22 protein-coding genes and 1 pseudogene are annotated in these 24,353 nt (G+C 68.3%); 10 read left to right on the forward strand and 13 right to left on the reverse strand.

Features of this window, described 5'->3' with window-relative positions; translation table 11 throughout:
* The first annotated feature begins 5 nt into the window (after positions 1–5).
* Positions 6–395 (forward strand): DUF3331 domain-containing protein, encoded by a 390-nt coding sequence (locus CFB35_RS24220; RefSeq protein ID WP_059584841.1) that lies wholly within the window; start codon positions 6–8, stop codon positions 393–395.
* 3 nt (positions 396–398) lie between these two features.
* Here CFB35_RS24220 and CFB35_RS24225 read toward each other — a convergent pair whose 3' ends face one another.
* Together CFB35_RS24225 and ggt are read right to left on the reverse strand one after the other, a co-directional pair.
* A complete protein-coding gene (locus tag CFB35_RS24225; RefSeq protein WP_059584840.1) occupies positions 399–1,727 on the reverse strand; it encodes a dicarboxylate/amino acid:cation symporter in 1,329 nt (442 codons plus the stop codon).
* Between the two features lie 151 nt (positions 1,728–1,878).
* Positions 1,879–3,630 carry a gamma-glutamyltransferase gene (gene ggt / locus CFB35_RS24230; protein WP_089465642.1) on the reverse strand — a complete coding sequence of 584 codons (1,752 nt, stop codon included), beginning with the start codon at positions 3,628–3,630 and terminating at the stop codon, positions 1,879–1,881.
* A 373-nt stretch (positions 3,631–4,003) separates the two neighbouring features.
* On the opposite strand from ggt, the gene CFB35_RS24235 reads away from it, so the two are divergent.
* From CFB35_RS24235 to CFB35_RS24245, 3 genes are all read left to right on the forward strand, one after another.
* Entirely contained in the window at positions 4,004–4,882 is an 879-nt protein-coding gene (locus CFB35_RS24235) for a MurR/RpiR family transcriptional regulator (RefSeq protein ID WP_089465643.1), read from the forward strand.
* A 151-nt stretch (positions 4,883–5,033) separates the two neighbouring features.
* The gene (locus CFB35_RS24240; RefSeq protein ID WP_089465644.1) at positions 5,034–5,978 is read left to right on the forward strand and encodes a metallophosphoesterase; all 945 of its coding nucleotides are present in this window, start codon (positions 5,034–5,036) and stop codon (positions 5,976–5,978) included.
* Between the two features lie 19 nt (positions 5,979–5,997).
* Positions 5,998–6,339 carry a cupredoxin family copper-binding protein gene (locus CFB35_RS24245; RefSeq protein WP_089465645.1) on the forward strand — a complete coding sequence of 114 codons (342 nt, stop codon included), beginning with the start codon at positions 5,998–6,000 and terminating at the stop codon, positions 6,337–6,339.
* A 30-nt stretch (positions 6,340–6,369) separates the two neighbouring features.
* Here CFB35_RS24245 and CFB35_RS24250 read toward each other — a convergent pair whose 3' ends face one another.
* Positions 6,370–7,539: an alpha/beta fold hydrolase gene (locus CFB35_RS24250; RefSeq protein ID WP_089465646.1), complete on the reverse strand. Its 1,170-nt coding sequence runs from the start codon at positions 7,537–7,539 to the stop codon at positions 6,370–6,372.
* 347 nt (positions 7,540–7,886) lie between these two features.
* Here CFB35_RS24250 and CFB35_RS24255 point away from each other — a divergent pair, with 347 nt between their 5' ends.
* Together CFB35_RS24255 and CFB35_RS24260 are read left to right on the forward strand one after the other, a co-directional pair.
* Entirely contained in the window at positions 7,887–8,195 is a 309-nt protein-coding gene (locus CFB35_RS24255) for a helix-turn-helix transcriptional regulator (protein WP_059584834.1), read from the forward strand.
* Positions 8,196–8,275: 80 nt separating this feature from the next.
* Positions 8,276–9,337: an alkene reductase gene (locus CFB35_RS24260; RefSeq protein ID WP_059584832.1), complete on the forward strand. Its 1,062-nt coding sequence runs from the start codon at positions 8,276–8,278 to the stop codon at positions 9,335–9,337.
* Positions 9,338–9,355: 18 nt separating this feature from the next.
* On the opposite strand, the gene CFB35_RS24265 is transcribed toward CFB35_RS24260, so the two are convergent.
* The 10 genes and pseudogenes from CFB35_RS24265 to CFB35_RS24310 all read right to left on the reverse strand — a co-directional run bounded on the left by CFB35_RS24265 (position 9,356) and on the right by CFB35_RS24310 (position 19,777).
* The gene (locus CFB35_RS24265) at positions 9,356–9,883 is read right to left on the reverse strand and encodes a GNAT family N-acetyltransferase (RefSeq protein WP_059639714.1); all 528 of its coding nucleotides are present in this window, start codon (positions 9,881–9,883) and stop codon (positions 9,356–9,358) included.
* 85 nt (positions 9,884–9,968) lie between these two features.
* Positions 9,969–10,100, reverse strand: a pseudogene (locus CFB35_RS34565) (phosphatidylinositol diacylglycerol-lyase); the annotation flags it as partial.
* Positions 10,101–10,206: 106 nt separating this feature from the next.
* Entirely contained in the window at positions 10,207–11,418 is a 1,212-nt protein-coding gene (locus tag CFB35_RS24275; protein WP_089465793.1) for a porin, read from the reverse strand.
* Positions 11,419–11,579: 161 nt separating this feature from the next.
* Positions 11,580–12,518 carry a helix-turn-helix domain-containing protein gene (locus CFB35_RS24280; protein WP_059584816.1) on the reverse strand — a complete coding sequence of 313 codons (939 nt, stop codon included), beginning with the start codon at positions 12,516–12,518 and terminating at the stop codon, positions 11,580–11,582.
* A gap of 69 nt (positions 12,519–12,587) precedes the next feature.
* A complete protein-coding gene (locus CFB35_RS24285; RefSeq protein WP_089465648.1) occupies positions 12,588–13,184 on the reverse strand; it encodes a DUF3156 family protein in 597 nt (198 codons plus the stop codon).
* Entirely contained in the window at positions 13,181–14,683 is a 1,503-nt protein-coding gene (locus tag CFB35_RS24290) for an APC family permease (RefSeq protein ID WP_089465649.1), read from the reverse strand. The genes CFB35_RS24285 and CFB35_RS24290 overlap by 4 nt, the downstream gene beginning before the upstream one ends.
* 230 nt (positions 14,684–14,913) lie before the next feature.
* Positions 14,914–16,254: an aspartate aminotransferase family protein gene (locus tag CFB35_RS24295; RefSeq protein ID WP_059584811.1), complete on the reverse strand. Its 1,341-nt coding sequence runs from the start codon at positions 16,252–16,254 to the stop codon at positions 14,914–14,916.
* Positions 16,255–16,324: 70 nt separating this feature from the next.
* Entirely contained in the window at positions 16,325–17,827 is a 1,503-nt protein-coding gene (locus CFB35_RS24300) for an aldehyde dehydrogenase family protein (protein WP_060968722.1), read from the reverse strand.
* Positions 17,828–17,996: 169 nt separating this feature from the next.
* On the reverse strand, positions 17,997–18,725 hold the full coding sequence (locus tag CFB35_RS24305; protein ID WP_089465650.1) for a LuxR C-terminal-related transcriptional regulator: 729 nt from the start codon (positions 18,723–18,725) through the stop codon (positions 17,997–17,999).
* A 170-nt stretch (positions 18,726–18,895) separates the two neighbouring features.
* On the reverse strand, positions 18,896–19,777 hold the full coding sequence (locus CFB35_RS24310; protein WP_059639988.1) for a neutral zinc metallopeptidase: 882 nt from the start codon (positions 19,775–19,777) through the stop codon (positions 18,896–18,898).
* A 445-nt stretch (positions 19,778–20,222) separates the two neighbouring features.
* On the opposite strand from CFB35_RS24310, the gene CFB35_RS24315 reads away from it, so the two are divergent.
* The 4 genes from CFB35_RS24315 (at position 20,223) to CFB35_RS24330 (ending at position 24,308) form a co-directional block, all read left to right on the forward strand.
* Positions 20,223–21,014 (forward strand): SDR family NAD(P)-dependent oxidoreductase, encoded by a 792-nt coding sequence (locus CFB35_RS24315; RefSeq protein ID WP_089465651.1) that lies wholly within the window; start codon positions 20,223–20,225, stop codon positions 21,012–21,014.
* Positions 21,015–21,116: 102 nt separating this feature from the next.
* Positions 21,117–22,142: a LysR family transcriptional regulator gene (locus tag CFB35_RS24320; RefSeq protein ID WP_060310686.1), complete on the forward strand. Its 1,026-nt coding sequence runs from the start codon at positions 21,117–21,119 to the stop codon at positions 22,140–22,142.
* Between the two features lie 99 nt (positions 22,143–22,241).
* Complete coding sequence (locus CFB35_RS24325) at positions 22,242–22,931, forward strand: DUF4286 family protein (RefSeq protein WP_089465652.1); 690 nt, start codon at positions 22,242–22,244, stop codon at positions 22,929–22,931.
* A 57-nt stretch (positions 22,932–22,988) separates the two neighbouring features.
* A complete protein-coding gene (locus CFB35_RS24330) occupies positions 22,989–24,308 on the forward strand; it encodes an MFS transporter (RefSeq protein WP_089465653.1) in 1,320 nt (439 codons plus the stop codon).
* Positions 24,309–24,353 lie beyond the last annotated feature (45 nt).

Raw genomic sequence — 24,353 nt, forward strand, 5'->3', positions numbered from 1 at the left:
GAGACATGAACAACCGTGCAGCGCCCTGGCTCATGACCGTCGCCGCGATCGGCAGCTTCGACATGCCGTCCGTCTCATGGGGTGCGCCGCGGCGGCGCAGCGTCACGCGCGACCGGCTGCCGTCGTGGGACGCGACGAGCAAGCCGACCATCGACGTGCTCGAACGGCCGACCGCCGACACCGTGATGATTTCGTGGTGCGACGCGTGCACCGGACACTACGGCTACCAGAAATGGCGCCTGTTCACGACGCGCAAGCGCGGCGTGTGCGCGCTGTCGGGGCGACCGATCGAGATCGGCGACAGCGTCTATGCGCCGCAACTGCTCGGCTCGACGCCGGGCAACGCCGCCGCGATGGTCCTCGCGGCATGCATCGACGACGCGCTGGCGGCCTGAGCGTCAGGTCGCCGTGGTCTGACCGGCGCCATAGGCCGGATCGCCGTTCTGCCGTTCGAGTTCGGCATCGAGATGCGCGGCATGCGCGCGTGCTTCGGACTCCGACATCAGCTCGCCCTCCCACTTCGCGACCACCGCGCTCGCGATCGAGTTGCCGACCGCATTGGTGGCCGAGCGGCCCATGTCGAGGAACGTGTCGACCCCGAGAATCAGCAGCAGCCCGGCTTCCGGGATGTTGAACTGGTGCAGCGTCGCCGCGATCACGACGAGCGACGCGCGCGGCACGCCGGCCATCCCCTTCGACGTGAGCATCAGCACTAGCAGCATCGTGATCTGCGTGCCGAGCGACAGGTGGATGTTGTACGCCTGCGCGATGAACAGCGACGCGAACGTGCAGTACATCATCGAGCCGTCGAGATTGAACGAATAGCCCATCGGCATCACGAAACTGGAGATCTTGCGCTTCACGCCGAAGCGGTCGAGCGCGTCGAGAATCTTCGGATACGCGGCTTCGGAGCTGGCCGTCGCGAACGACAGCATGAACGCTTCCTTGATCAACGCGAGCAGCTTGAACACGCGGCGGCCGAGGAACAGCAGCCCGGCCGCGACGAGCGCGGCCCACAGCAGCACGAGGCTCGCGTAGAAGTCGCCCATGAACACCGCGAACTTCAGCAGGATCGACAGCCCGTTGACCGCGACGGTCGACGCCATCGCTGCCATCACCGCGAGCGGCGCGAGCTTCATCACGTAGCCGGTGATCTTCAGCATCACGTGCGCGAGCTGGTCGATCGCGGCGACGAGAATCTTGCCGCGCTCGCCGAGCGCGGCGAGCGCCACGCCGAAGAACAGCGAGAACACGACGATCTGCAGGATTTCGTTGTTCGCCATCGCCTCGGCGATCGACTTCGGCACCATATGGCCGACGAAATCCTTCAGCGTGAACTTGGACGTCGCGAGATGCGCGGACGCGCCGATGTCCGGCAGCGGCAGGCCGAGATTCTCGCCGGGCCGCAACAGGTTCGCCATCAGCAGGCCCAGCAGCAGCGAGACGAGCGACGCGGTGACGAACCAGCCGAACGCTTTCGCGAACACGCGCCCGACCGACGCCGCGTCGCCCATGTGCGCGATGCCGACGACCAGCGTCGAGAACACCAGCGGCCCGATCACCATCTTGATCAGCCGCAGGAACACGTCGGACACGAGCGAGATGTAGCCGGCGATTTCCGCGGCCGACTGCTTGTCCGGAAGCTGCGTGTAGATCAGGTAGCCGATCAGGATGCCGGCTGCCATGGCGAGCAGGATCCAGCCTGCCGCAGACATTCGTTTGTTCATGACGGAGTTCGCCGCATGGCGATGGAGTTGACGGAAGAAAGGTGCGCGCCGCTCAGGCTGGTGGATGTCCGCCGACGGGCGCGCTGCCGCCGCACCGGCATTCGCGGCAACGCGAACGCCGGCGGCAGCGATTCGGGATGAAACGGTCGGGTCAGTAGCCGATCGCCGAACCGGCCGGACGGCGCGGGTCGTTGTAGCCGTAGATGAAGCCGACACGCACGTTGCCGGACACGGACGAATCGTTCCCGGAACTCTGGCGGCTCGCCGCTTCGGTGCCCGGCAGGCCGACCATGATCAGCTCGGCGGCGCCCCACGGCGTCTGCTCGACCATCTTGTAGCCCATGTTGCGCAGGATCGCGAGCGTGTCGGGCGACAGGCCGTAGGTTTCGTAATAGACCGCGTCGGGCAGCCACTGGTGATGGATGCGCGGCGCGGCGACCGCGTCCTGCGGCGTCATCCCGTAGTCGATCACGTTCAGCACGGTCTGCAGCGTGATCGTGATGATGCGCGAGCCGCCCGGCGAGCCGACCACCATGAACACATTGCCGTCCTTCTTCACGATGGTCGGCGCCATCGACGACAGCGGACGCTTGCCCGGCGCGATCGAATTGCGCGTGCCCTGCACGAGGCCGAACAGGTTCTGCGCGCCGACCTTCACGGTGAAGTCGTCCATCTCGTCGTTGAGGAAGAAACCGGTGCCCGGCGCGATGACCACGGCGCCGAAGCGGCCGTTGACCGTATAGGTCGTCGACACCGCATTGCCGTCGTGGTCGACGATCGAGTAATGCGTCGTTTCCGGCTTCTCGTGCACGCCGACACCGGGCTGCACGTCGACCGACGGCGTGGCCGTATCCGCATGGATGCTCTTGCGGATCTGCGCCGCGTATTCCTTGCTCGTCAGCTTCGCGACCGGGTTGTCGATGAAGTCCGGATCGCCGAGGAGCGTGTTGCGGTCTTCGTACGCGTGGCGCATCGCTTCGGTCATGTAGTGGACCGCCGCGGCCGAGTGGTAGCCGAGCTTGCGCAGGTCATACCCTTCGAGGATGTTCAGCGTCTCGCACATCGTCACGCCGCCCGAGCTCGGCGGCGGCGCCGACACGAACTCGTAGCCGCGATACGTGCACGTCAGCGGCGCCATGTCCTGCGCGCGATAGGACGCGAAGTCTGCCGCCGCGATCACGCCGCCGCCGCGCTTGGCGGCCGCCTCGACGATCTTCGGGATCTCGCCGTGATAGAACGCGTCGGGCCCCTGCTCCGCGATGCGTTCGAGCGTGCGGGCCAGATCCTTCTGCACCAGGCGGTCGCCCGGCTGCAGCGCCGTGCCGTCCGGGCGCAGGAAGATGCGTGCGGCTTCGGGATCCTTCCTGAAGCGCTCGACCGTCGTGTCGAGGATGTCGGTATCGCCGCGCGTCAGCACGAAGCCGTCACGCGCGAGCCGGATCGCCGGCGCCATCACCTGCCGGCGCGTCAGCTTCCCGTACTTGCGCTGCGCGAGATCGAGGCCGGCCACCGTACCCGGTACGCCGACCGCGCGATAGCCGTACAGGCTCTGCTCCGGAATGACGTTGCCCGACGCATCGAGATACATGTTCGCGGACGCCGCGGCCGGCGCCGTCTCGCGGAAATTGATGAAGCGGTCGCGACCGTCGGCCAGATGGATCGTCATGAAACCGCCGCCGCCGATGTTGCCGCAGCACGAATTGGTCACCGCCTGCGCATAGCCGACGGCGACCGCCGCGTCCACCGCGTTGCCGCCTGCCTTCAGGATGTCGACGCCGATCTGCGACGCGAAGTGCTGCGACGACACGACCATGCCGTTCTTCGCTTCGACCGCCGGGTCCGACGCGGCGAACGCGCACACGCTCATCGCCGACAACAGGGTGAGTATTACGAGCCGCCTCATGACGGGATCCTCCAGACGAATAAGCCGGGCCATGCGGGAATGCACCGGTGCGCAACTACGTGTCGACGCTGCCAATCCGACATGTAATAAACGATACATTCCAGTGAGGCCGCGATCATAGCACTCGGTTTTTTGGGCCAAAACCTAGGGTAAGCCCTGAATTTGACGCGAAAGCACGTCGATAAGACTGACAATGAATGTTCGATTTATTACACATATGAACGTATTCGTTGAGCAGGGTGATGCGTCCCTCTAATTTCAGGCCGTACGCGGCCTGCGGCACGTCGATCGGCTAACATGCGTGCAGTTGGCGGCAGACGCCCGTCTGCCGTTTGGTCGTTCAGTTCAATTCAGATAGAAAGCCGGAGTACCGATGGGGACGAGCATCAGGGCGTTGTTGTTATCCCAGATGGATAGCTTCACGCCGTCGGAACAGAAGGTCGCGCAGGCGTTGCTGGAGCGCTATCCCAGTCTCGGGCTGGGCCCCATCGCGCAGTTTGCGAAGCAGGCGGAAGTCAGCGACCCGACCGTGTTCCGCTTCGTCGTCCGGATCGGTTTCCCGAACTACTCGTCGTTCCAGCAGGCGCTGCACGACGAGATCGACACCGCGATGAATTCGCCACTCGCGCGGATGGATGCGTTCCACTCGGAAACCGGCATGCGCGACAGTCATGCGGCGATCTTCCAGCGGCTGTCCGAATCGCTCGCGGCGACGATCGAAGGGCTCGACGCGGCCGCGTTCGACGCGGCCGTGGCGGTGCTGGCCGATCCGGACGTACGCATTTTCTGCGGCGGCGGGCGGTATACGGCGCCGCTCGCGTCGCTGTTCTCGTTCACGCTCGCCTATGCGCGGCCGCGTGTGCAGTACGTCGAGCCGAACGTGAATCTCGCGTCCGTCGCGCTGGTCGACATGGGGCGCAACGACGTGCTCGTGATCTTCGACTTTCGCCGTTACCAGAAGGACAGCATCCGCTTCGCGCAGGCCGCGCACCGGCTCGGCGCGCGGATCCTGCTGGTCACCGACGAATGGCGCTCGCCGATCGCCGCGTTCGCGGAAATCGTGCTGCGGATCCAGGGGCGCCCGTTCGCGATGCTGCAGACCAACGTGCCGGCGCTGGCGCTCACCGAGGCGCTCGTGATCGCCGTGACGAACCGGCTGCCGGAGTTCGCGCGGCAGCGGATGGAAAAGATCGAGCGGCTCAATGCCGGCGGGATCGAGTGGGATACCAACCAGCGGGATTTGCCCGAATGACGATCGTTCGCGTGGCGGGCGCGGGCGCCGGCTTTCGACCTCGCAACGGCCGGGAATAAATCCGCCGCTTCGCCGGTATCGCATGCGAAGGCGCCGGCTTATTCCAGGACGATCCGGCCGTCCGGTTTCGTCACGCGAATGCGAGGCTCACATGGCTTCATCGACCCCCACCCGCCCGTCACGCCGCAAGGCCCTGCAATGCATGGCCTTCGGCGGCCTCGGCACGCTGTTCACGCTGTCGGGCGGCATCCTCACGCCGTTCGATCTCGCCCTCGCGCAGGCCGGCGACGCGCGCCCGGCCGCCGCGGGCCGGCCGCTGTTCGTGCAGATCAGCGATACGCACATCGGCTTCAACAAGGACGCGAATCCCGACGTGTCGGCCACGCTGAAGCAGACGATCGATCTCGTCAACGGGATGCCTGCGCTGCCCGCGCTGGCGATCCATACCGGCGACATCACGCATCTGTCGAAGCCCGAGGAATTCGACCACGCGTCGCAGTTGCTGTCCGCGCTGCGCGTGCCGGAACTGCACACGGTGCCCGGCGAACACGACGTCACCGACGGTTCCGGCGCCGAATATTTCGGCCGGTTCGGCAACGCGTCGGACAACCGCGGCTATTACAGCTTCGACCACGCGGGCGTGCACTTCATCGGCCTCGTCAACGTGATGCACTTCAAGCCGAACGGGCTCGGCAGCTTCGGCGACGAGCAGCTCGCGTGGCTCGCGCAGGACCTGAAAGGCCGCTCGTCGAGCACGCCGATCGTCGTGTTCTCGCACATGCCGATGTGGACCATCTACGAACCGTGGGGCTGGGGCACCGGCGATGCGCCGCAGACGATGGCGCTGCTGCGCCGCTTCGGCTCGGTCACCGTGCTGAACGGGCACATCCACCAGATCGTGTCGAAGGTCGAGGGCAACGTGACGTTTCATACCGCCCGGTCCACCGCTTTCCCGCAGCCGACGGCCGGCAACGGCCCGGGCCCGGTGCCGCTCACGGTGCCGCACGACCGGCTGCCTTCGATGCTCGGCGTGACGACCGTCGAATTCGCCGGCCATCCGGTCGCGTCGTCGCTGCATGACACGACGCTTGCGTGACAAAAATAAGGATACCGACATGATCCGCTTCAAGCCATCTCGAATCGTCGCGGTGCTGTTCCTGTGCGGCGCGGCCGCGGGCACGCCGCTCGCCGCGTTCGCGCAGGGCCCGAACGGCCCGCTCGTGACGATCCGCAATTTCATGTTCTCGCCGATGTCGACCACGATCAAGGCCGGCACGACGATCACGTGGAAGAACCTCGACGCGGAACCGCACACCGTCGTCAACGATGCCGGCATCTTTCATTCGAAGGCGCTCGACCAGGATGAGACGTATGCGTTCCGCTTCGACAAGCCGGGCGTCTACAAGGTGTTCTGCGGCATTCATCCGTACATGAAGGAAACGATCACCGTCGAATGACGATGCCGGCCGGTCGTCATCGGCGTATGCTCACCGCCCCGCCGAGCGCATGCCCGGCGCGGTACCGGCGACGACCGGGCACGACTGCGGCAGCGCCTGCCCGAACAGCACGGCCAGCCCGCAAGCGGACGTGAACATGCCGAGGCCGTCATGCCCGACGCCCGGCACTTCGACGACCTGCTGCGCGAGATCGTCCGGATGCCGCTTCTTCAGGTAATCGAAATACGCGAGCCCGCGCGCGAGCCGGTACGGCCCCTGCGCCATCGCCGCGCACGAACGGTCGATGAAATGCGTGGTGGGATTCGTGTCGGCCTGCCCAAGCAGGTACACGACATGGCGCGCGACATAGCGCGTTTCGAGATCGCGCACGTCCTGCGATGCAACGTAAGGCGGCGCCGACTTCAACCCGTACTTCCATTCGGTCGCGCGCGGGCAGGCGCCGCCTGCCATGGCCTCGGCATTCGGCCGTTCGTCGTCGAAATACAGGTAGCTCGACGGGTTCGCAACAACGTAGCGCACGGCAATGCCGGTACGCGCGAGCACGTCGCCTTCGCGCCCGGCCACCGCATAACGCTGCAGCAACTGTGCGCCGGCCGAGTGGCCGATCACGACGACCGTCGACAACGACGGGTACCGGCCGCGGTCGGCGAAATGCGCGAGCAGCGCGTCGAGCGCCGCGAACGAGCTGATCGGGCCCGGCTGGCGGGCCGGTTCACCGCCCTTCCATCCTTCCTGCGTCCATGCGAGCGTCGGCGCGGACAACGAAAACGCGCGCACGTCGGCGCGTGTCAGGAACTGCGGCGCGACGACCATCGTGCCCGTGCCAGCCGCACCGGCCTTCTCGACGACCTCGCGCCCCGATGCGTAGTACGCGTCGGCATTACGCAGCGTGCCGTGAATCACGATGAACACGCGCGTGACGTCGGGCGCGGCCTGGTCGAGCCGATGATCGGCGTAGACGGGCAACACCGCACGGCCTTGCGGCGTGTCGACGGTTATGCGCTGGTCGGCGACGGCCTTGACCGGCGCTTCGAGACGTTCGCGCTGTGTGGGCGTAATGGCTTCGGCCGGCCGCGCGCCGACCAGCATGCCGGCGGCGGCACAGGCCAGCGCGAGCGGAACGGCATAGGACAGGGCTCGAGCGGCCGGCAGCATGCGCGAGAGTCGGATGCGGGAAAAGGCAGCGGAAGTGACGGACATGGCGGCGGCTCGGGTGGCGGACATGACTTGAACGGCGATGGTCGCAGAATCCGTCGCGCGCCGCCGGTCCGTTGCGGAAAACGAATCAGCCCGCCGGTTGCGTACCGCGCTCCGCGCCGATGCACGCTTCGCCCGATCTCGTACGGCGATAGCGGATTGCAGGCAAGGCGACCTGAAGCCGGCGGCCCTCATCGACGGCGGTTCACATCGCGCTCTATCCGACCCCGAGATTACAACGCCCTATCAACCCCATTGCCGGCAGTGCTTTCAAACATATCGTAAAAACACGATATATGATTCGCCCATCGACGATACCCGTTTGCCCGACCGAAACACCCAGCCTTTCCATGCCGACCGAACTCGACATCGACGCGATCCTGAAAGCGCTCTCGAACCCCGTGCGCCGGGAAATCCTCGTCTGGCTGAAAACGCCCGACGAGCATTTTCCGCAGCAGACGCTGCCATACGAACACGGCGTCTGCGCGGGCCAGATCGACGCGCGCTGCGGGCTGTCGCAGTCGACCGTCTCCGCGCACCTCGCGACGCTGCAGCGCGCGGGGCTCGTGACGTCGACGCGGATCGGCCAGTGGGCGTTCTTCCGGCGCAACGAGGCCGTCATCGACGCATTTCACGACGCGCTGCGTCGCGAACTCTAGCCAACGGCCGAACCGGCCATGCGGAGCGCCGTCGTATCCGACGCGACGGCTTCTCCGCCTTTCGTAAGAGGTTATTTGCCATGCCCACGCTGTTCGATCCCGTTACCCTCGGTGACCTGACCCTGCCGAACCGCATCGTGATGGCGCCGCTCACCCGCGCCCGTGCGGGCACGGCGCGCGTGCCGAACGCGCTGATGGCGCGCTACTACGCCGAGCGCGCATCGGCCGGCCTGATCATCACCGAAGCGACGTCGGTCACGCCGCAAGGCGTCGGCTATGCCGACACGCCCGGCATCTGGTCCGACGAGCAGGTCGAAGGCTGGAAGCAGATCACGCAGGCCGTGCACGCGGCCGGCGGGCGCATCGTGCTGCAACTCTGGCACGTCGGCCGGATCTCCGATCCGATGTTCCTGAACGGCGACCTGCCGGTCGCGCCGAGCGCGATCGCCGCGGGCGGCCACGTGAGCCTCGTGCGTCCGCCGCGTCCGTTCGTGACGCCGCGCGCACTCGAACTCGACGAGATTCCGGGCATCGTCGCCGCGTATCGCAAGGGCGCCGAGAACGCGAAGGCGGCGGGCTTCGACGGCGTGGAGATTCACGGCGCGAACGGCTACCTGCTCGACCAGTTCCTGCAGGACAGCACCAATCGCCGCACCGATGCATACGGCGGCCCGATCGAGAATCGCGCGCGCCTGCTGCTCGAAGTGGTCGACGCGGCGATCGACGTGTGGGGCGCGGGCCGGGTCGGTGTGCACCTTGCGCCGCGCGGCGACGCGCATACGATGGGCGATTCCGATCCGGCGGCAACCTTCGGTTATGTCGCGCGCGAACTCGGCCGCCGCAAGATCGCGTTCATCTTCACGCGCGAATCGTATTCGGGCGACCAGTTGAGCCCGCGCCTGAAGGAAGCGTTCGGCGGCCCGCTGATCGCGAACGAGCAGTTCACGCTCGACACCGCGCAGGCCGCGCTCGCGAACGGCAGCGCCGACGCGATCGCGTGGGGCAAGCTGTTCATCGCGAACCCGGACCTGCCGCGCCGTCTCGAACTCGGCGCGCCGCTCAACCAGCCGGTGCCGGAGACGTTCTACGCGGAAGGCGAAACCGGCTACACCGACTACCCGGCGCTGAGCGACGCGGCCTGACGGCACAACGGCGCGGGTTCAGATGCGCACGTCCGCGCGCATGAACACGCGCCGTGTTTCGTCGAGACCGAGCGCGACATGGTGCGCACGGATCGCGCGCAGCGCGTCGTCGAGCGCTGCATCGTCGATGATCCGGAAACCGAGGCGCGCGTAGTACGGCGCATTCCACGGCGCGTCGCGGAACGTCGACAGCACGATCTCCGTGATCCCTTCCCGCGCCGCGCGCGCCGTCACCTGTTCGATCAGGCGCGCGCCGATACGTTGCCCCGCATGCGACGGCGCGACATCCAGCTCCTCCAGATACAACCGCCGCGCATCGAGCAGCCGGTAGAACGCGAACCCGACGCACGTGCGTTGCGGATCGACCGCGACGTACGCGCGGCCGTCGTCGATGCGCTCGAGCACGGCGGCCGCATCGGTCGGCTCGCCGTCGGCGATGTCGGCCATGCCGATCGCACGAAACCGCTGCGCTGCGGCGACTTCCACGGCGGCCATCGCGGCCGCGTCTTCCCGCGTGGCGGGGCGAATCAGGATCGATGCAGGCATCACGGCAATTCGGGCAGACGGTCTGGAACGGCCGTCACTATAGTCGAATCTTCACACGTATCGTGTCGAATGCCCGATCCAGGCGGTCGTCGTGGATCACGAGCGCGCCGTCCGGATGGTCGATCGTCAACGTCGCGTTGTCGGGCCAGGCGGTCAGGTCGATGCCGAGCGCAGGCAGCGTGCCGCCGCCATGCCAGCGCAGACGCGGATGCCGTGCGCGATCCGGCTGCCCCGCCTTGCGGGACCATGTGTCGCGCACGCGCCCGACCTGCCCGGCCAGAGATTCCTAACCGGACCTTCCCGGCCGGACCTTCCCGGCCAGATCAGAAGTTCACGCGAATCCCGGCCATCACGGCCAGTTGCCGGCTCGAATTGCTGTTCGCGAGCACCGGAATCTGCGCATAGTTCGCCGCGTTGCCGTCCGCATCGGTGCCGAGCCCCGTGCCGCTCGCGATCTGGCCGATCGCGACCGCATACAGCGCGGTGCGCTTCGACAGGCTGTAGTTCGTGCCGACGTTTACCTGGTGGAACCGCGTCGTGCCGCGCCCGTCCGTATGCGCGGCGTTGAAGATGTACGCGACGCCGCCTTGCAGCGCCGGCGTGAACATGTACGTGACGTTCAGCTCGCCGACGTCGAACGTGAACGCCTGCGTGCGCGGCTGCGCAGCGCTCGAAAAATAGCGGCTCTCGCCGAGCCGCGTATGCGTATAGGTCAGCGCGAGCGTCGCCGCGCCGAGCGTGACCGACCCGCCCGCGCCGAACGCGCGCATCGAGCCCGCATCCTGCAGCAGACAATACATCGCGCCCGGGTTGCCGCACGCGAAATCACCGATATAGCCGCTCGCGCCGCCGAGCGCCGCGTCGAGCGGCTGGTGCAGGTCGAGGTAGCCGACCGAGAAGGCCACCGGCGAGCGCGTGTACGTCGCGGCCACCGCATAGCCACGCTTCGCGGAAAAATCGCCGGCCTGGCCGCCGAAGCTGAACGTGCCGCCGAACGTGAGGCCGTTGAAATCGGCGCTGGTGAACTTCACCGCGTTGTTGAAGTTGAACGCGGCATTCAGGTTGTCGACGTCGCCGAGGTGCGAGCCATACGGCGTCGCCCAGTTGTTGCTCGACACGTACGCGCCGAGCATGTCCGTGTACGAATCGTATTGGCGGCCGAGGCCGAGCGTGCCGATCGAATCGTGGCGCAGCCCGACCCACGCCTGCCGGCTGAACGCGGTGCCGCCCTGCAGCGCCTGCCCGCTCGCCGACAGGAACTGCTGCTCGAGCGTGAACACCGCATTCAGGCCGCCGCCGAGCGGCTCGGCGCCCTGGAAGCCGAAGCGGGACGGCACGAGGTTGCCGCCGCCCATCTGCCATGCATGGCCGCCGCCCGTGCTGCCGTCGGCGCGCGTGAACTGCTGGTTCGTCGAATAGATGATGCCGGTGTCCACGGTGCCGTACAGCGTCACGCTCCCCGAAGTCTGCGCGTGCGCCGCATGCGCGCAACCCAGCATGGCCGCGGCTGCGGCCAGTCGTCGTCCGTTCTTCATGTCCCGCCCCTCCGTGATCATCGATACGCAGTGCGAATCGATGGTGTTGTCGATATGGGTGGCAGGACTTTATCCAGCGAAAATTCCGGACCTCTATCCCAAATCAGCAAATGGTGATGGGGACGAGCGATACACGGCGGCACCGTCGCGGCGCGGGCAGATCATTCGGGGCGCAAGGTTTGCGACGGCAGCTCGCCGAACAGGTCGCGATACTCGCGCGCGAAATAGCCGAGATGCGTGAAGCCCCAGCTCGCGGCGGCTTCGCCGACGCCGAGTTGCCGCACCGACGTCGTGCGCAGCAGGCGACGCACCGCATTCAGCCGGATCGTGCGCAGGTAGCCGACCGGCGTGACGTCGGCCACGCGCTGGAAGCTCGTTTGCAGCGTACGGCGGCTGCAACGCAGCGCGCGGCAGAGTTCGAGCACGGTGACGGGTTCCTCGGGCCGGTCGCGCAGATGCTTCTCGCAGCGGCTCACGATGTCGCTGTAGGTGGCGTGCGTGATGTCGCGGCGCTCGACGCCGATCCCCTGTTCGAGCGCGTCGAGGAACATGCCGAGCATCGCGTCGCGAAACATCTTGCGGGTGGCCGCGTATTCGAGGCAGCCCGGATTGCGCTGCGCGTCGTCGATCAGCGACGACAGCCGCACGCCGAGCGCGACGCCCTGCGCGTCGGACAGCCGCGTCACGTGCCGCAGCCGGCGCGCGCCGGCCGCGCCGAATTCGGCCTCGCACAGCTCGTCGACCATGTCGGACGCCGCGCTGATCCCGACGAGCCCCATCCCTTCCGGCGTGTGGAATTCGAAATCCTCGCCGGCGCGCAGCGCGAGCAGCGCATAGCCGTCGACCGGCTGGCCCTGGAACGTGCCCGCGAGCGGCACGGACAACGGCACCGCGAGCGACGTGCGCCCGGCCGGCGCGAGCCCGGTTTGCGCGACGCGCCGGTTGGTCGTTTCCCGGAAGAAGTGGAAATCGTCGTACAGCACCTGCGTGACGGTGCCCTTGAAACGGCCCGGCGTCATCTGACGGTACACCTGATGCCAGCCCGCGATCGCGAGCCCGTGATCGTGCACGTCTTCGTGTGAGCGTGACTGGAACAGCATCGGCACCTCCGGTAAAACCCTGATTTCTCGATGCGACCGCCGGGTTCACGCGGCACGCATCGCCACAGCTTACCCTCGCAAAATCCCGCGCAGTGCGGCTTCGAACGCAAGACAGGCCGCCGACAGCGCGGCGGCCTGCTCGTCGATCAGCCTGACATAGCGGCGAAACGACGGCATCCGGTTCACGACCTCGCTACCGCCGAACGGCACGATCGCGAGCGTCCAGCGGCCATCGCGCGCGGCGATCGCGCAGTCGGTCAGGTGCAGCCCGCGCAGCGCGTCGGCCAGCGACGGCCCGGCAAGCAGCGCGGCCAGCGTGTCGATGAAGACGGGGTCGCATCCGGGCGCGGGCACGGCTTCGATACCCGTACGGCGCAGCCAGCCGGTCTGCCGCACGCATGCGCTGCCCTGCGCGGCCGGGCCGTCGACGGCGGCCGTCACCGTCACGCTGACCGTATGCATCAGGAACTGGCGCTCGACGCGCTCGTCGATGCCCACGCGCACGCCGTTCGGCAGCCGTGCCGAGACGCCGCCGACGCCACCGACCGCGTCGGCGTCGCGCACGGCCCGCAGGTCGGCGAGCACGCGCGCGGCGATCGCGCCGGGCCGATGGCCGGGCGGCGGCGCATCGGGCGCCGCACGCCACGGGCCAAGCGCGGCCTTCACGACGCGACGTGCTCGTTGCGCAGCACGTCCTCGACCGGCACCGGCCTGAACGGATGCCGGCGCTGCACGACGAGCGTCCAGAACAGCGCATACAGCGCGGTGAGCCCGAGCATCGCGCCGAACGGCACGTAGATGTCGCGCGGGTTCATGCCGGGCGGCGTGATGTACCAGATCGCGAGCACGATGCCGACGCTCGACACGATCTGCGGCAGCGGGAACAGCGGCGAGCGGTACGGGCGCGGCAAGTCAGGCCGGCGGATGCGCAGCATCACGACCGACGCGGTGACGAGCAGGTACGCGGTGCCCCACGCGCAGGTGGCGGCGAGCACGAGGTGGAGGATGCTGTCGAGATTGCCGTTGATCAGCCACGCATGAACGATCGGCACGATCGCCGACGCGACGATGCCGACCACCGGCGTCTTGAAGCGCGGATGCAGGTACGCGAAGCAGCGCGGCAGCGCGCCGTCGATCGCCATCCCGTACAGGATGCGCGGCAGCCCGGCCATCAGCGTGTTGATCGTCGCGGCGCCCGCGCACAGGAACGCGATGCCGAACCAGATCCGCCCGAACGGCCCGAGCACCTGCAGCGCGAACGCGGGAATCGCGCCCGGCGTGTCGAGCAGATGCGTGAGGCCGTCGGGGCTCACCGGCACGTTCGCGACCTGGCGGCGGATCGCCGCGCCGTACAGGAACATGCAGATCGCGACGCCGACGAGGCCGAGCGCCATCGCGCGCGGAATCGTGCGCCCCGGCGCCTTCATTTCCGGCGCGAGCGGCGTGACGAACTCGCAGCCGACGAACATGAACATCGCCATCCCGACCAGCGACAGCACGGACGGGATCGACGTACCGACTTCCGAGCCGCCGAACCAGCCGTCCAGATGCACGGCCGGCGCGGCCGCGAGCCCGAGAATCCCGAAGATCATCAGCGACAGCCACATGCCGGCCGTCAGCACGATCTCGAGCTTGCTGAACACCTTGATGCCGATGATGTTGGTGATCGCGAACGTGACCACGAGGCCGACGCCGACGAGCCACGAACTATTGTGCTTCTCGAACGCGGCGTTCAGCGATTCGAAGTTCACGAGCGCCATGATGCCGCTCAGGATCGTCTCCGCGGTGCCGGCGAACACGTGCACGAGGAAATACGCGGAAATCGTGCCGGTGATCGCCCAGAAGCGGCCGAGCCCGCACGACAGGTAATCGTAAACCGAGCCGGCCGTCGGCAGCATCGCGGCGGCTTCGGAGAAGGTCGTGGCCTGCGCCTGCATCATCACGAACGCGACGATCATCGCGACCGCGAACGCCCAGCCGCCCATCCCGAAGCCCGACGTCGCGGTGAGGATCACCGGGCTCGCCATGATGAGGCCGACCGCGCTCGCCAGCGCGGTCGGGAAACCGACCGCGCCGGCCTTCAATGCGGCGCCGCCGCCTGCTTCAGCCGGCGAGCCGGCGGACGTATCGCCCGCGGCGCCGGTCATTCCCGACCATCCCGACATCGTTGTCTCCTTCGTGGGTTGGCCCGAACCGGCGCTTCGTCAGCGGCCGGGGCCAGATGCTTTGCGGTCGGCCCCGGGCGGTGCGTCAGCGCGTCGATGCCCCGGGCCCCTGTCGATCACGGCGTGATCCGATGTCGAAAAAATACGCAGGCAAAATAATCCGGTCATAGCGCAAATCGGCAAACCCGCGATGGCGTTTACCCTCCGCCGCGGGTTTGCCGGTCACGCCGTCATGCGAACGGCACGGCCTCGAAGCCGGCCGCGAGCGCGTCGACGATCCGGTCGAGCTGTTCGCGCTGGATCACGAGCGGCGGCGACAGGATGATCTTCGTGCCGACCGGACGCACCAGCACGCCGTTCTCGCGCGCGACTTCCGCGACCGCGTTCGCGTAGCCGGACAGCGGATCGATCGGCTCGCGCGTGTCTTTGTTCGCGACGAGGTCGAGCGCGAGCATCAGCCCCTTGCCGCGCACCTCGCCGACCGCCGCGAAGCGTTCCGCGAACGGCCGCAGCGCCTCGAGCAGATACGCGCCCTGCTTCGCCGCATTCGCCGGCAGATCCTCCTTCACGACGATGTCGAGGCTCGCGATCGCGGCCGCGCACGCGACCGGGTGGCCGGCGTACGTGTAGCCGTGCATGATCGCGCCGCCGAAATCGGCGTTCGCGGCGAACGCGTCCTCGATCCGCGCGTTCACGACCGTCGCGCCGAGCGGCACGTAGCCCGACGAAATCCCCTTCGCGAGACACATGATGTCCGGGCGCACGCCCCACCCGCGGCTGCCGAACATACTGCCGCTGCGGCCGAAGCCCGTCACGACTTCGTCGGCGATCAGCAGCACGCCGTAGCGGTCGCACACCTCGCGCACGAGCGGCCAGTAGTTGGCCGGCGGCACGATCACGCCGCCCGCGCCCTGGATCGGCTCCGCGATGAACGCGGCGATGGTGTCCGGGCTCTGGAACTCGATCTCGCGCGCCAGCATTTCCGCGCAGATCCGGCCGAGTTCCTCCGGATCCTGCGTAAACGGATTGCGGTACAGCCACGGCGTCTCGACGTGGAAGCAGCCGGGCAAATTCGGCTCGTAGTTGCGGCGGAACACCGTGTTGCCGTTCACCGACGCGCCGCCGAAATGCGTGCCGTGATAACCCTGCTTCAGCGAGATGAACTTCGTGCGATCGGCCTGGCCGCGCACCTTCCAGTACTGGCGCGCGATCTTCAGCGCGGTCTCGATCGAATCGGAGCCGCCCGAGCTGTACAGCACGCGGCGCATCCCTTCCGGTTCGAGCATGTCGATCACCTTCTTCGACAGCTCCTCGGCGCGCGGATGCGAGATGCCGTCGAACAGCTGGAAGTATTCGAGCTCGTCGAGCTGGCGCACGATCGCGTCCTTCACTTCCTGGCGGTTGTGGCCGACGTTCACGTTCCACAGACCCGCGACGCCGTCGACGAGCTTGCGCCCCTGTTCGTCGAACACGTAACAGCCGTCGCCGCGCACGATGCGGATCGGCTTGCGCTGTTTCATTTCGTTCGGGTGCAGCATCGGGTGCCAGAACTTCGCTTCGTTGTAGCTCATTGCAGTCTCCACTTTCGGATCGGTTGTTGCGGTTTTTGCGGTTTTTGCGGTGGTCGGATCGGCCCGCGCGTCAGTGCGCGATGCACACGGATTTGGTTTCGGTGAAGCCTTCGATCGCGTACTGCCCGAATTCGCGGCCGATGCCCGATTGCTTGTAGCCGCCGAACGGCATCGACGGATCGAGCGGGATATGGCAGTTCACCCACACGGTGCCGGCCTCGATTCGCGGCACGAGATTCATCACGCGCTTCAGGTCGTTGCTCCAGATGCTCGCGGCGAGGCCGTACGGCGACGCGTTCGCGAGGCGTATCGCGTCGGCCGCGTCGTCGAACGGCACGACGACGATCACCGGGCCGAACACCTCGTCGCGCACGATCGCGCTGTCCGGATGCGGATCGGCGATCACGGCCGGCTTCACGTAATAGCCGGGCAGATCGTCGGCCGGCGTGCCGCCCGCGAGGAACGTGAGGCCCGCGCGGCGCGCGCCTTCGATGTGCTCGACCACCTTGTCGCGATGGTGCGCGGACACGAGCGGGTTGATCTGCGCGGTGGTGTCGAGCCCCGCGCCGAGCTTCATCGACCGCGCGACGCCCGCGAGGCCGTCCGCGAGCTGCGCGAACTTGCTGCGATGCACATAAAGGCGCGACGCGGCCGCGCACACCTGCCCCTGGTTGAAGAACGCGCCGGCGGCGACGCCGTCGAGCGCCTGCGCGACGTCGACGTCGTCGAGCATCACGATCGGGTTCTTGCCGCCGAGCTCCAGCGAGAAGCGCGTCATGTTCTGCACGGCCGCCGCGCCGACCAGCTTGCCGGTCGCGGTCGACCCGGTGAACGAGATCTTCGCGATCGACGGATGGCTCGCGAGCGCCGCGCCGCAGACGCGGCCGCCCGTGACGACGTTGAACACGCCGGGCGGCACGCCGGCGTCACGCGCGAGCTCGGCGAGGCGCAGCGCGGTGAGCGGCGTTTCCGGCGACGGCTTCAGCACGATCGTGCAGCCGGCCGCGAGCGCGGGAATCAGTTTCCACACCGCGATCATCAGCGGGAAATTCCACGGCACGATCGCGGCGACCACGCCGACGGGCTCCTTGCGCGTATAGGCCGTATAGCGCGCGCCGGGCGGAAACGGAATCGACACGTCGAGCGTCTGGCCGGTGATCTTGGTCGCCCAGCCGGCCATGTAGCGCACGTATTCGACGCTCGCGCCGACTTCGATCGCGCGCGACACGTGAATCGACTTGCCCTGGTTCAGCGTTTCGAGCTGCGCGAGCGTTTCGGCGTCGGCTTCGATCAGGTCCGCGAGTTTCAGAAGGATGCGCTCGCGCTCGGCCGGCCGCAGCCCGCTCCACACGCGCGCGTCGAACGCGTGTTTCGCGCTGGCGACCGCGCGGTCGACGTCGTGTGCGTCGGCGTCCGCGACGGTGGCGAGCCGCTCGCCCGTGGCCGGGTTGTACACGTCGAGGCGTGCCGCCGCATGCGCGGGCTGCATGGCGCCGTCGACGAAGAGGCCGAAATCGCGCGCGACGAAGGTGCGCACGGTGTCGCTGACGGCGACGAAGTTCGTGTTGCTCATGGGCGTCTCGTTGATTGTCGTGGCTGGGCCGCGTGCCGGTAAGGCACGCGGGCGTCGGACCACTGTATCGACGAGGGATCGCGCCCGGTGAGCGCAAATTGGCAGCGCGTCATCGGCAAGACGATCGCGCATCGAATTGCACGATCTCGCGGGCCGGCCGGCAGCGCGATTACAGGAACAATGCGCCGACCAGCTCCGTGCGATTCGACACGCCGAGCTTGCGGTACATGCGCATCAGGTGGGTCTTGATCGTCGGTTGCGCGAGCGCGAGATCGCGCGCGATCTCCTTGTTCGAGCGGCCGTCGCGCACGAGCCGTGCGATCTGCTCCTCGCGGTAGGTCAGCCGTTCCTCGCAACCGATCCGGTGGATTCCGCGCCGTGCACGCAGCAGCGGGCTCAGCGCGGCTTCGGCGACAGGTTGCAGCCGCGCGAGCGCGTCGATCTCGCCGGGTGCGAACCGTCCTGCCGTGCCGTTGCCGTTCGCGTCGCCCATGCCGAAGCGCAGCAGCGAGAACGCGCCGACCGTGCGGCCCGCGTCGCGCAGCCAGATCTCGACGACGTCGGCCACGTCGTGCCGCCGCAGAAACCGGGTCCAGTACGCGGACGCGGCGCGTCTTTCGTCAGGCAGTTGGGATGCGAGCGTGACGACCGCGCATTCGCCCGACGCGCAGCGCGACGGATGCAGTGGATCGAGCATCCGGTAGCGGGCGACATAGGTGCGATGCATCGATTCCGGCATCCCGAACAGCTCGAAATCGGCCGGCTCGCCGCTGTGGTCGAGCCGATAGAACACGATCGCCGACGGGCTCGCGAATGCGTCGAACGCGTCCACGCACGCGCGCAGCGTGCGTCGCCAGTCGGCGGCGTCGTGGTCGGCGGAAACGAATGAGGTCGGCATCGGGAATCGGCTGGCGGATGGACGACAACGAATGTCGACGTCCGGGCCAGCCTACCGGCGCCGAAAAAGCGCCGGTGAGCACAAATCGGCAAATCGTCCCGGGCCGGCCAGCGGCCAGTGGCCGGTTCAGCCGAGACGATATCGGCGCGCGACGGTGCGCGCGCCTCGTTTCAGCGGGCGTTCGCGGCGAACGTGTCGCAGGCGCTCACCTCGCCCGACTCCATCCCCCGCCGCAGCCAGTACACGCGCTGTTCGCTGGTGCCGTGCGTGAAGCTTTCGGGCACGACGTAGCCCTGCCCTTGCTGCTGCAGACGGTCGTCGCCGATCGCGGCCGCCGCCTTCAGCCCCTGCTCGAAATCGCCGGGCTCCATCAGCCGCTGGTTCGCGCGCTGCGCGTTGTTCGCCCACACGCCGGCGAAGCAGTCGGCCTGCAGCTCCATCCGCACCGACAGCGCATTCGCGCGCGTCTGGCTCGATCGCCGGCGCGCGGCATCGACCTTGTCGGCGATGCCGAGCAGGTTCTGCACGTGATGGCCGACTTCGTGCGCGATCACGTAGGCCTGCGCGAAATCGCCGCCCGCGCCGAAACGCTTGCGCAGCTCGTCGTAGAAGCCGAGATCGATGTACACGTTGCGGTCGCCCGGGCAGTAGAACGGCCCCATCGCGGTCTGGCCGGTGCCGCACGCGGTCGGCGTCGAGTTCGTGAACATCACGAGCTTCGGCGGTTCGTATTGCGCGTGCAATTGCGTGTTGAACACGCCCGTCCACGTGCGTTCGATATTGCCGAGCACCTTGCGCGTGAACACCGCGCCCGGATCGTTCGCCGGCGCGCCCTGGCGCTGGGTCGGCGCGGGCTGCGCCTGCTGCTGGCGGCCCTGCAGCGCCGACGCGCCTTCGAGCACGACGCGCGGGTCGATCCCGAAGAAATACGATGCGGCCAGCGCGACCACGATCGTGCCGATGCCGATCGTCGCGCCGCGCCCGCCGCCGAAACCGCCGGCGCCACGGCGATCCTCGACGTTCATGCTTTCTCTTTCGTCGTCCAGCCTCATTGCCGGCCCCTCCCTGTTCTTGTCGATGGTCCGCCCGCGCCAGCGCGCGACCGGGCGATACGCCGTGGCGACACGATCCGTCGGCGGACGCGATGCTTGCGCATCGGATGTCCGCTCGCGCCGCTCCCGCCTGCCGCGCATTTGCCGGCCGCGCCTTCGCCGGCCGCGCCCTTGCGGGTCGCACCATTCGTACGACGGAATCGGACGGCCGACGCGCCGCGCGCCGCTGCGCGCCCGCCCACGCTATTTTGCCGGGCTTTCGTGGCTTATCGCAAAAATGTGGAGGATAGAGCGATTCGGCGCCGGACATCGTCAGCCTTTGCAAAATGGGCGCCGGCCGCCGCGCTTGGCCATCCGGACGGCCCGCGTTCATCCTTTCGGCGGATACCGGCGCGCGCCGGCGCCGCCTAAAGTGGCCGGAACACCCCCCTTTCCGGAGAACGACATGACGCACCCGCCACCCCGCACGATCGCGATCACCGGCGCAGGCACCGGCATCGGCGCTGCGTGCGCGCGCCGCTTCGCCCGTCGCGGCGACCGCGTCGTACTGATCGGGCGCCGCCCGGCGCCGCTCGCTGCACTCGCGGCCGAAACCGGCGGCCTCGCGCTTGCCGGCGACGCCGCCAGCGCAGCCGACTGGGCCGCTTTCCTGCCGCGCATCGCCGACCGCTTCGGCCGCGTCGACGCACTCGTCGCGTGCGCGGGCGGCCACGGCGTCGGCCGCGCGGACGAAACCGGCGACGCGCAATGGCGCGACGCGATGCACGCGAACCTCGATACCGCGTTCGTCAGTGCGCGCGCATGCCTGCCCGACCTGATCGCGCAGCGCGGCAATATCGTGCTGGTCGCGTCGATCGCGGCGCTCGCGGCCGGGCCCGGCGTATGCGGCTATACGGTCGGCAAGCACGCGCTGCTCGGGCTGGCGCGATCGCTCGCACGCGACTACGGCCCGCACGGCGTGCGGGCGAACGCCGTCTGCCCGGGCTGGGTCCGCACGCCGATGGCCGATGCGGAAATGGCACCGCTGATGGCCGCGCACGGCGATTCGCTCGACGCCGCGTACACCCGCGTGAGCGCCGACGTGCCGCTGCGGCGCGCGGCCGATCCCGACGAGATCGCGGCCGTCTGCGCGTTCCTGGCGTCGCCCGACGCGTCGTTCGTGACCGGCGCGACGCTCGTCGCGGACGGCGGCGCGCTGGCCGTCGACGTGCCGACGCTCGCGTTCGACCGGCTTTGACGCCCACAAGAAGGCGTCGCGCGTGCCCGCCCGCTGCCGAATCCGTTAACATCGTCCCGATCCGCCGCCCGGGCGCGGCACCGCCTCACCGTTCGGAACGCGATGAACATCCGGTTTCTGGAAACCTTCGTCTGGCTCGCGAAGCTGGAAAACTTCCGGCTCACGGCCGAGAAACTGCACACCACGCAGGCCGCCGTGTCGAGCCGCATCGCATCGCTCGAGGAAGCGTTCGACGTGCGCCTGTTCGACCGCAACACGCGCTCGGCCACGCTCACGCCCGCGGGCCGGCGCATGCTGGCCTACGCGGAGCGGATCGTGCGGCTCGACGGAGAAATGCGGCGCGACATCGACGCGGCGAGCGATGCGGGCCTGATCCGGATCGGCGTGATCGAATCGATCGTGCACAGCTGGTTTCCCGCGCTGATGGCGCAACTGCGCGAGCGCTACCCGCGCCTCGACGTCGAGATCACCAGCGACACGACGCTGCATCTGACGCGCCTGCTCAGCACCGACGGCGTCGACCTGATCCTGCAGACCGATCCGGTGCCGGGCCCGGACTTCACGAACCTGCCGCTGTGCGAATTCCCGGTGCGCTGGGCCGCGAGCCCGCGCCTCGGGCTCGGCGGCCAGCCGCTGGACGTCGCGCGCCTGGCCGGGTTTCCGATCATCAGCTTCTCGCGCCATTCGGGGCCGCACGCGACGATCGAGCGGCTGTTCGCTGCCGTCGAACGGCCGGCCAGCATCAACTGCATCACGTCGGTCGCCGCGATGATCCGCCTCGTCGCCGACGGCTTCGGCGTGGCCGCGCTGCCGCCTGCGATCATCGGGCGCGAGCTGCACGAAGGCACGCTCGAACTGCTCGACGTCGAGCCCGAATTCCCGGCGCTGCCGCTCGTCGCGACGTACCGCAGCCAGGGGTTGCCGGTGGCCGCGCGCATCGCGGAACTCGCGAGCGAAGTGGCGCGTGCGACGGGAGCCGCCGATCGCGTCGACGCAACGGCCGCCGACTCAATGCCCACCCGCAACGCGACCGCGACAACGACGCGCCCCCCGGCGAAAGCGAAGCGCACGACGAAAGCCGCGTCGCCTGCCGCGCCCACCGCCAAACGCCGCCCGCGCCGCTCATAAGAAAACCTGTTCACCGCGAATTTGTTTTCTTGTTGGACTGGCGCGGCCGGTCTTCGGGACACTGAGGTTCCTGACATCCCCGTCACGAGGAACCCCGCGATGACCCGCTTTTCCCTTCCGCACGGCCAGCTTTGCGTCTGGACGGATATCGACCCCGCGCACGAGGCCGATTTCAACGCGTGGTACGACCGCGAGCACATGCAGGAGCGTGTCGCGATTCCCGGCTTCACACATGCGCGGCGGTTTCGCGCGACCGACGGCGGCCCGCGCCGATACCTCGCGCTGTACGTGGCGGATTCGCTCGACGTGTTCCGCGGCGACGCGTACCGGCGGGCGTTCACGCAGCAGACCGCATGGTCGCTCGCGAACTTCGCGCGCATGACGGGTACGCAGCGGCGTGTCGGCGAGCTGACGATCGAGGCCGGCGACGGCGAAGGCGCGCATCTCGCGCTGTTCGTGCTGCCGCCCGACCGCATCGATGTGCCCCGCCTGCGCGAGCGCTTCGACACGGCCCTGCAAGAACCCGGCATCCACGCCGCGCGACTCTTCCGCACGTCGCCGGACCTGTCCGCGCCGATCGGCGCCGCCGCGGCCGCCTGCCCGGCCGCCGATGCGCTGGTGCTGATCGAAGGCAGCGACGCAGCGGCCACGCGCCGCGTGGCCGCCTCGCTCGCCGGACACGACGACGTGCGCACCTTCGGCCTGCTGTGGCGCGCCGCTTCACCGCTGCCTGCCCGGCGACGCGACGCCGAAACCGAACCGGCCGCCGCTGCCGCCCTGTCTGCCTGAAACGCCCGACGCCGACGCCAACACCGGCCCACGCTTCATCCCGTCACCCGTCACCATCTGCCCGACACCATGAACACGCTCGCCCAGCCCGCCGCCCACGCGCCCCGCCATGTCCGCAACAGCCGACTCGCGACCGCGAGCATGATCGGCACGTCGCTCGAGTGGTACGACTTCACGATCTACAACACGCTCGCCGCGCTCGTTTTCAACCATCTGTTCTTCCCGTCGGTCGATCCGCTGGCCGGCACGATCCTCGCGTTCTCGACCTATGCGGTCGGCTACGTGTCACGCCCGCTCGGCGGCTTCGTGTTCGGCAACCTCGGCGACCGCATCGGCCGCCGCGCGGTGCTGATGCTCACGCTCGTGCTGATGGGCGTGACGACCGCGTTGATGGGCGCGCTGCCGACCTACGCGCAGGCCGGCATCCTGAGCCCGATCCTGCTCGTCGCGCTGCGTTTCGTGCAGGGTGTCGCGCTCGGCGGCGAATGGGCCGGCGCGGTGCTGCTGTCGGTCGAGCATGGCGACCAGAAGCGGCGCGGGCTGTCCGCGTCGTGGACGCAGATCGGCCCGTCGTTCGGCACGCTGCTCGGCACCGGCTGCATCGCGCTCGTCACGCTGTCGACCACCTCGGACAACTTCCTGTCGTGGGGCTGGCGCGTGCCGTTCGCGGCCAGCGCGCTGCTCGTCGCGTTCGGCTTCTGGGTGCGGCGCGGCGTCGACGAAACGCCGCAGTTCGAGCAACTCGCCGAATCGCACGCGACCGCCGAAGTGCCCGTCGCCGACGTGCTGAAGTACCACTGGAAGCGCCTGCTGATCGCGGGCGGCTCGCGAATCGGCTCGGACGTGCTGTACGCGCTGATCGTCGTTTTCACGCTGACCTACGTGACGACCGTGCTGCACCTGTCGCGCCCCGTCGCGCTGACGGCCGTGATGATCGGCACGGCCTGCAACGCGCTCGCGGTGCCGTTCTTCGGCGCGCTGTCGGACCGTTTCGGCCGTCGGCCCGTGTATCTCGCCGGCGCAATGGCCGGCATCGTATGGGCGTTCGTGTTCTTCGCGCTGCTCGATTCGGCGCGCCCCGCGGCGATCGTCGCGGCCGTCGCGATCGGCCTCGTGATCCATGCGGTGATGTATGGCCCGCAGGGCGCGTTCGTGACCGAGCAATTCCCGACGCGCGTGCGCTATGCGGGCTCGTCGCTTGCGTACACGCTCGCCGGCATCGTCGGCGGCGGCTTCGCGCCGCTCGTGATCGCCGCGCTGTTCCGGCAAACGGGCACGACGACGGCCGTGTCGCTGTACGTCACCGCGGCGCTCGTCGTCACGTCGATCGCGCTCGTCGCCGCGCGCGAGACCGCGCACCGGCCGCTCGAGGGCTAAGCGTCGCCGCCGGCCGAATCATTCCTTCGCACTTCAAACGGATAG

This window comes from Burkholderia sp. AU16482 (assembly GCF_002223285.1).
In the GTDB taxonomy this organism is placed as follows: Bacteria; Pseudomonadota; Gammaproteobacteria; order Burkholderiales; family Burkholderiaceae; genus Burkholderia; species Burkholderia semiarida.

Bases quoted from the DNA above. Each gene is read 5' to 3' on its own strand.
- CFB35_RS24290 (WP_089465649.1), bottom strand. From the start codon at position 14,683: ATGTCGGGATGGTCGGGAATGACCGGCGCCGCGGGCGATACGTCCGCC.
- CFB35_RS24280 (WP_059584816.1), bottom strand. From the start codon at position 12,518: ATGCTGTTCCAGTCACGCTCACACGAAGACGTGCACGATCACGGGCTC.
- CFB35_RS24235 (WP_089465643.1), top strand. From the start codon at position 4,004: ATGGGGACGAGCATCAGGGCGTTGTTGTTATCCCAGATGGATAGCTTC.
- CFB35_RS24325 (WP_089465652.1), top strand. From the start codon at position 22,242: ATGACCCGCTTTTCCCTTCCGCACGGCCAGCTTTGCGTCTGGACGGAT.
- CFB35_RS24275 (WP_089465793.1), bottom strand. From the start codon at position 11,418: ATGAAGAACGGACGACGACTGGCCGCAGCCGCGGCCATGCTGGGTTGC.
- CFB35_RS24310 (WP_059639988.1), bottom strand. From the start codon at position 19,777: ATGAGGCTGGACGACGAAAGAGAAAGCATGAACGTCGAGGATCGCCGT.
- CFB35_RS24320 (WP_060310686.1), top strand. From the start codon at position 21,117: ATGAACATCCGGTTTCTGGAAACCTTCGTCTGGCTCGCGAAGCTGGAA.
- ggt (WP_089465642.1), bottom strand. From the start codon at position 3,630: ATGAGGCGGCTCGTAATACTCACCCTGTTGTCGGCGATGAGCGTGTGC.
- CFB35_RS24240 (WP_089465644.1), top strand. From the start codon at position 5,034: ATGGCTTCATCGACCCCCACCCGCCCGTCACGCCGCAAGGCCCTGCAA.
- CFB35_RS24220 (WP_059584841.1), top strand. From the start codon at position 6: ATGAACAACCGTGCAGCGCCCTGGCTCATGACCGTCGCCGCGATCGGC.
- CFB35_RS24225 (WP_059584840.1), bottom strand. From the start codon at position 1,727: ATGAACAAACGAATGTCTGCGGCAGGCTGGATCCTGCTCGCCATGGCA.
- CFB35_RS24315 (WP_089465651.1), top strand. From the start codon at position 20,223: ATGACGCACCCGCCACCCCGCACGATCGCGATCACCGGCGCAGGCACC.
- CFB35_RS24265 (WP_059639714.1), bottom strand. From the start codon at position 9,883: ATGCCTGCATCGATCCTGATTCGCCCCGCCACGCGGGAAGACGCGGCC.
- CFB35_RS24300 (WP_060968722.1), bottom strand. From the start codon at position 17,827: ATGAGCAACACGAACTTCGTCGCCGTCAGCGACACCGTGCGCACCTTC.
- CFB35_RS24305 (WP_089465650.1), bottom strand. From the start codon at position 18,725: ATGCCGACCTCATTCGTTTCCGCCGACCACGACGCCGCCGACTGGCGA.
- CFB35_RS24295 (WP_059584811.1), bottom strand. From the start codon at position 16,254: ATGAGCTACAACGAAGCGAAGTTCTGGCACCCGATGCTGCACCCGAAC.
- CFB35_RS24260 (WP_059584832.1), top strand. From the start codon at position 8,276: ATGCCCACGCTGTTCGATCCCGTTACCCTCGGTGACCTGACCCTGCCG.
- CFB35_RS24250 (WP_089465646.1), bottom strand. From the start codon at position 7,539: ATGTCCGTCACTTCCGCTGCCTTTTCCCGCATCCGACTCTCGCGCATG.
- CFB35_RS24245 (WP_089465645.1), top strand. From the start codon at position 5,998: ATGATCCGCTTCAAGCCATCTCGAATCGTCGCGGTGCTGTTCCTGTGC.
- CFB35_RS24255 (WP_059584834.1), top strand. From the start codon at position 7,887: ATGCCGACCGAACTCGACATCGACGCGATCCTGAAAGCGCTCTCGAAC.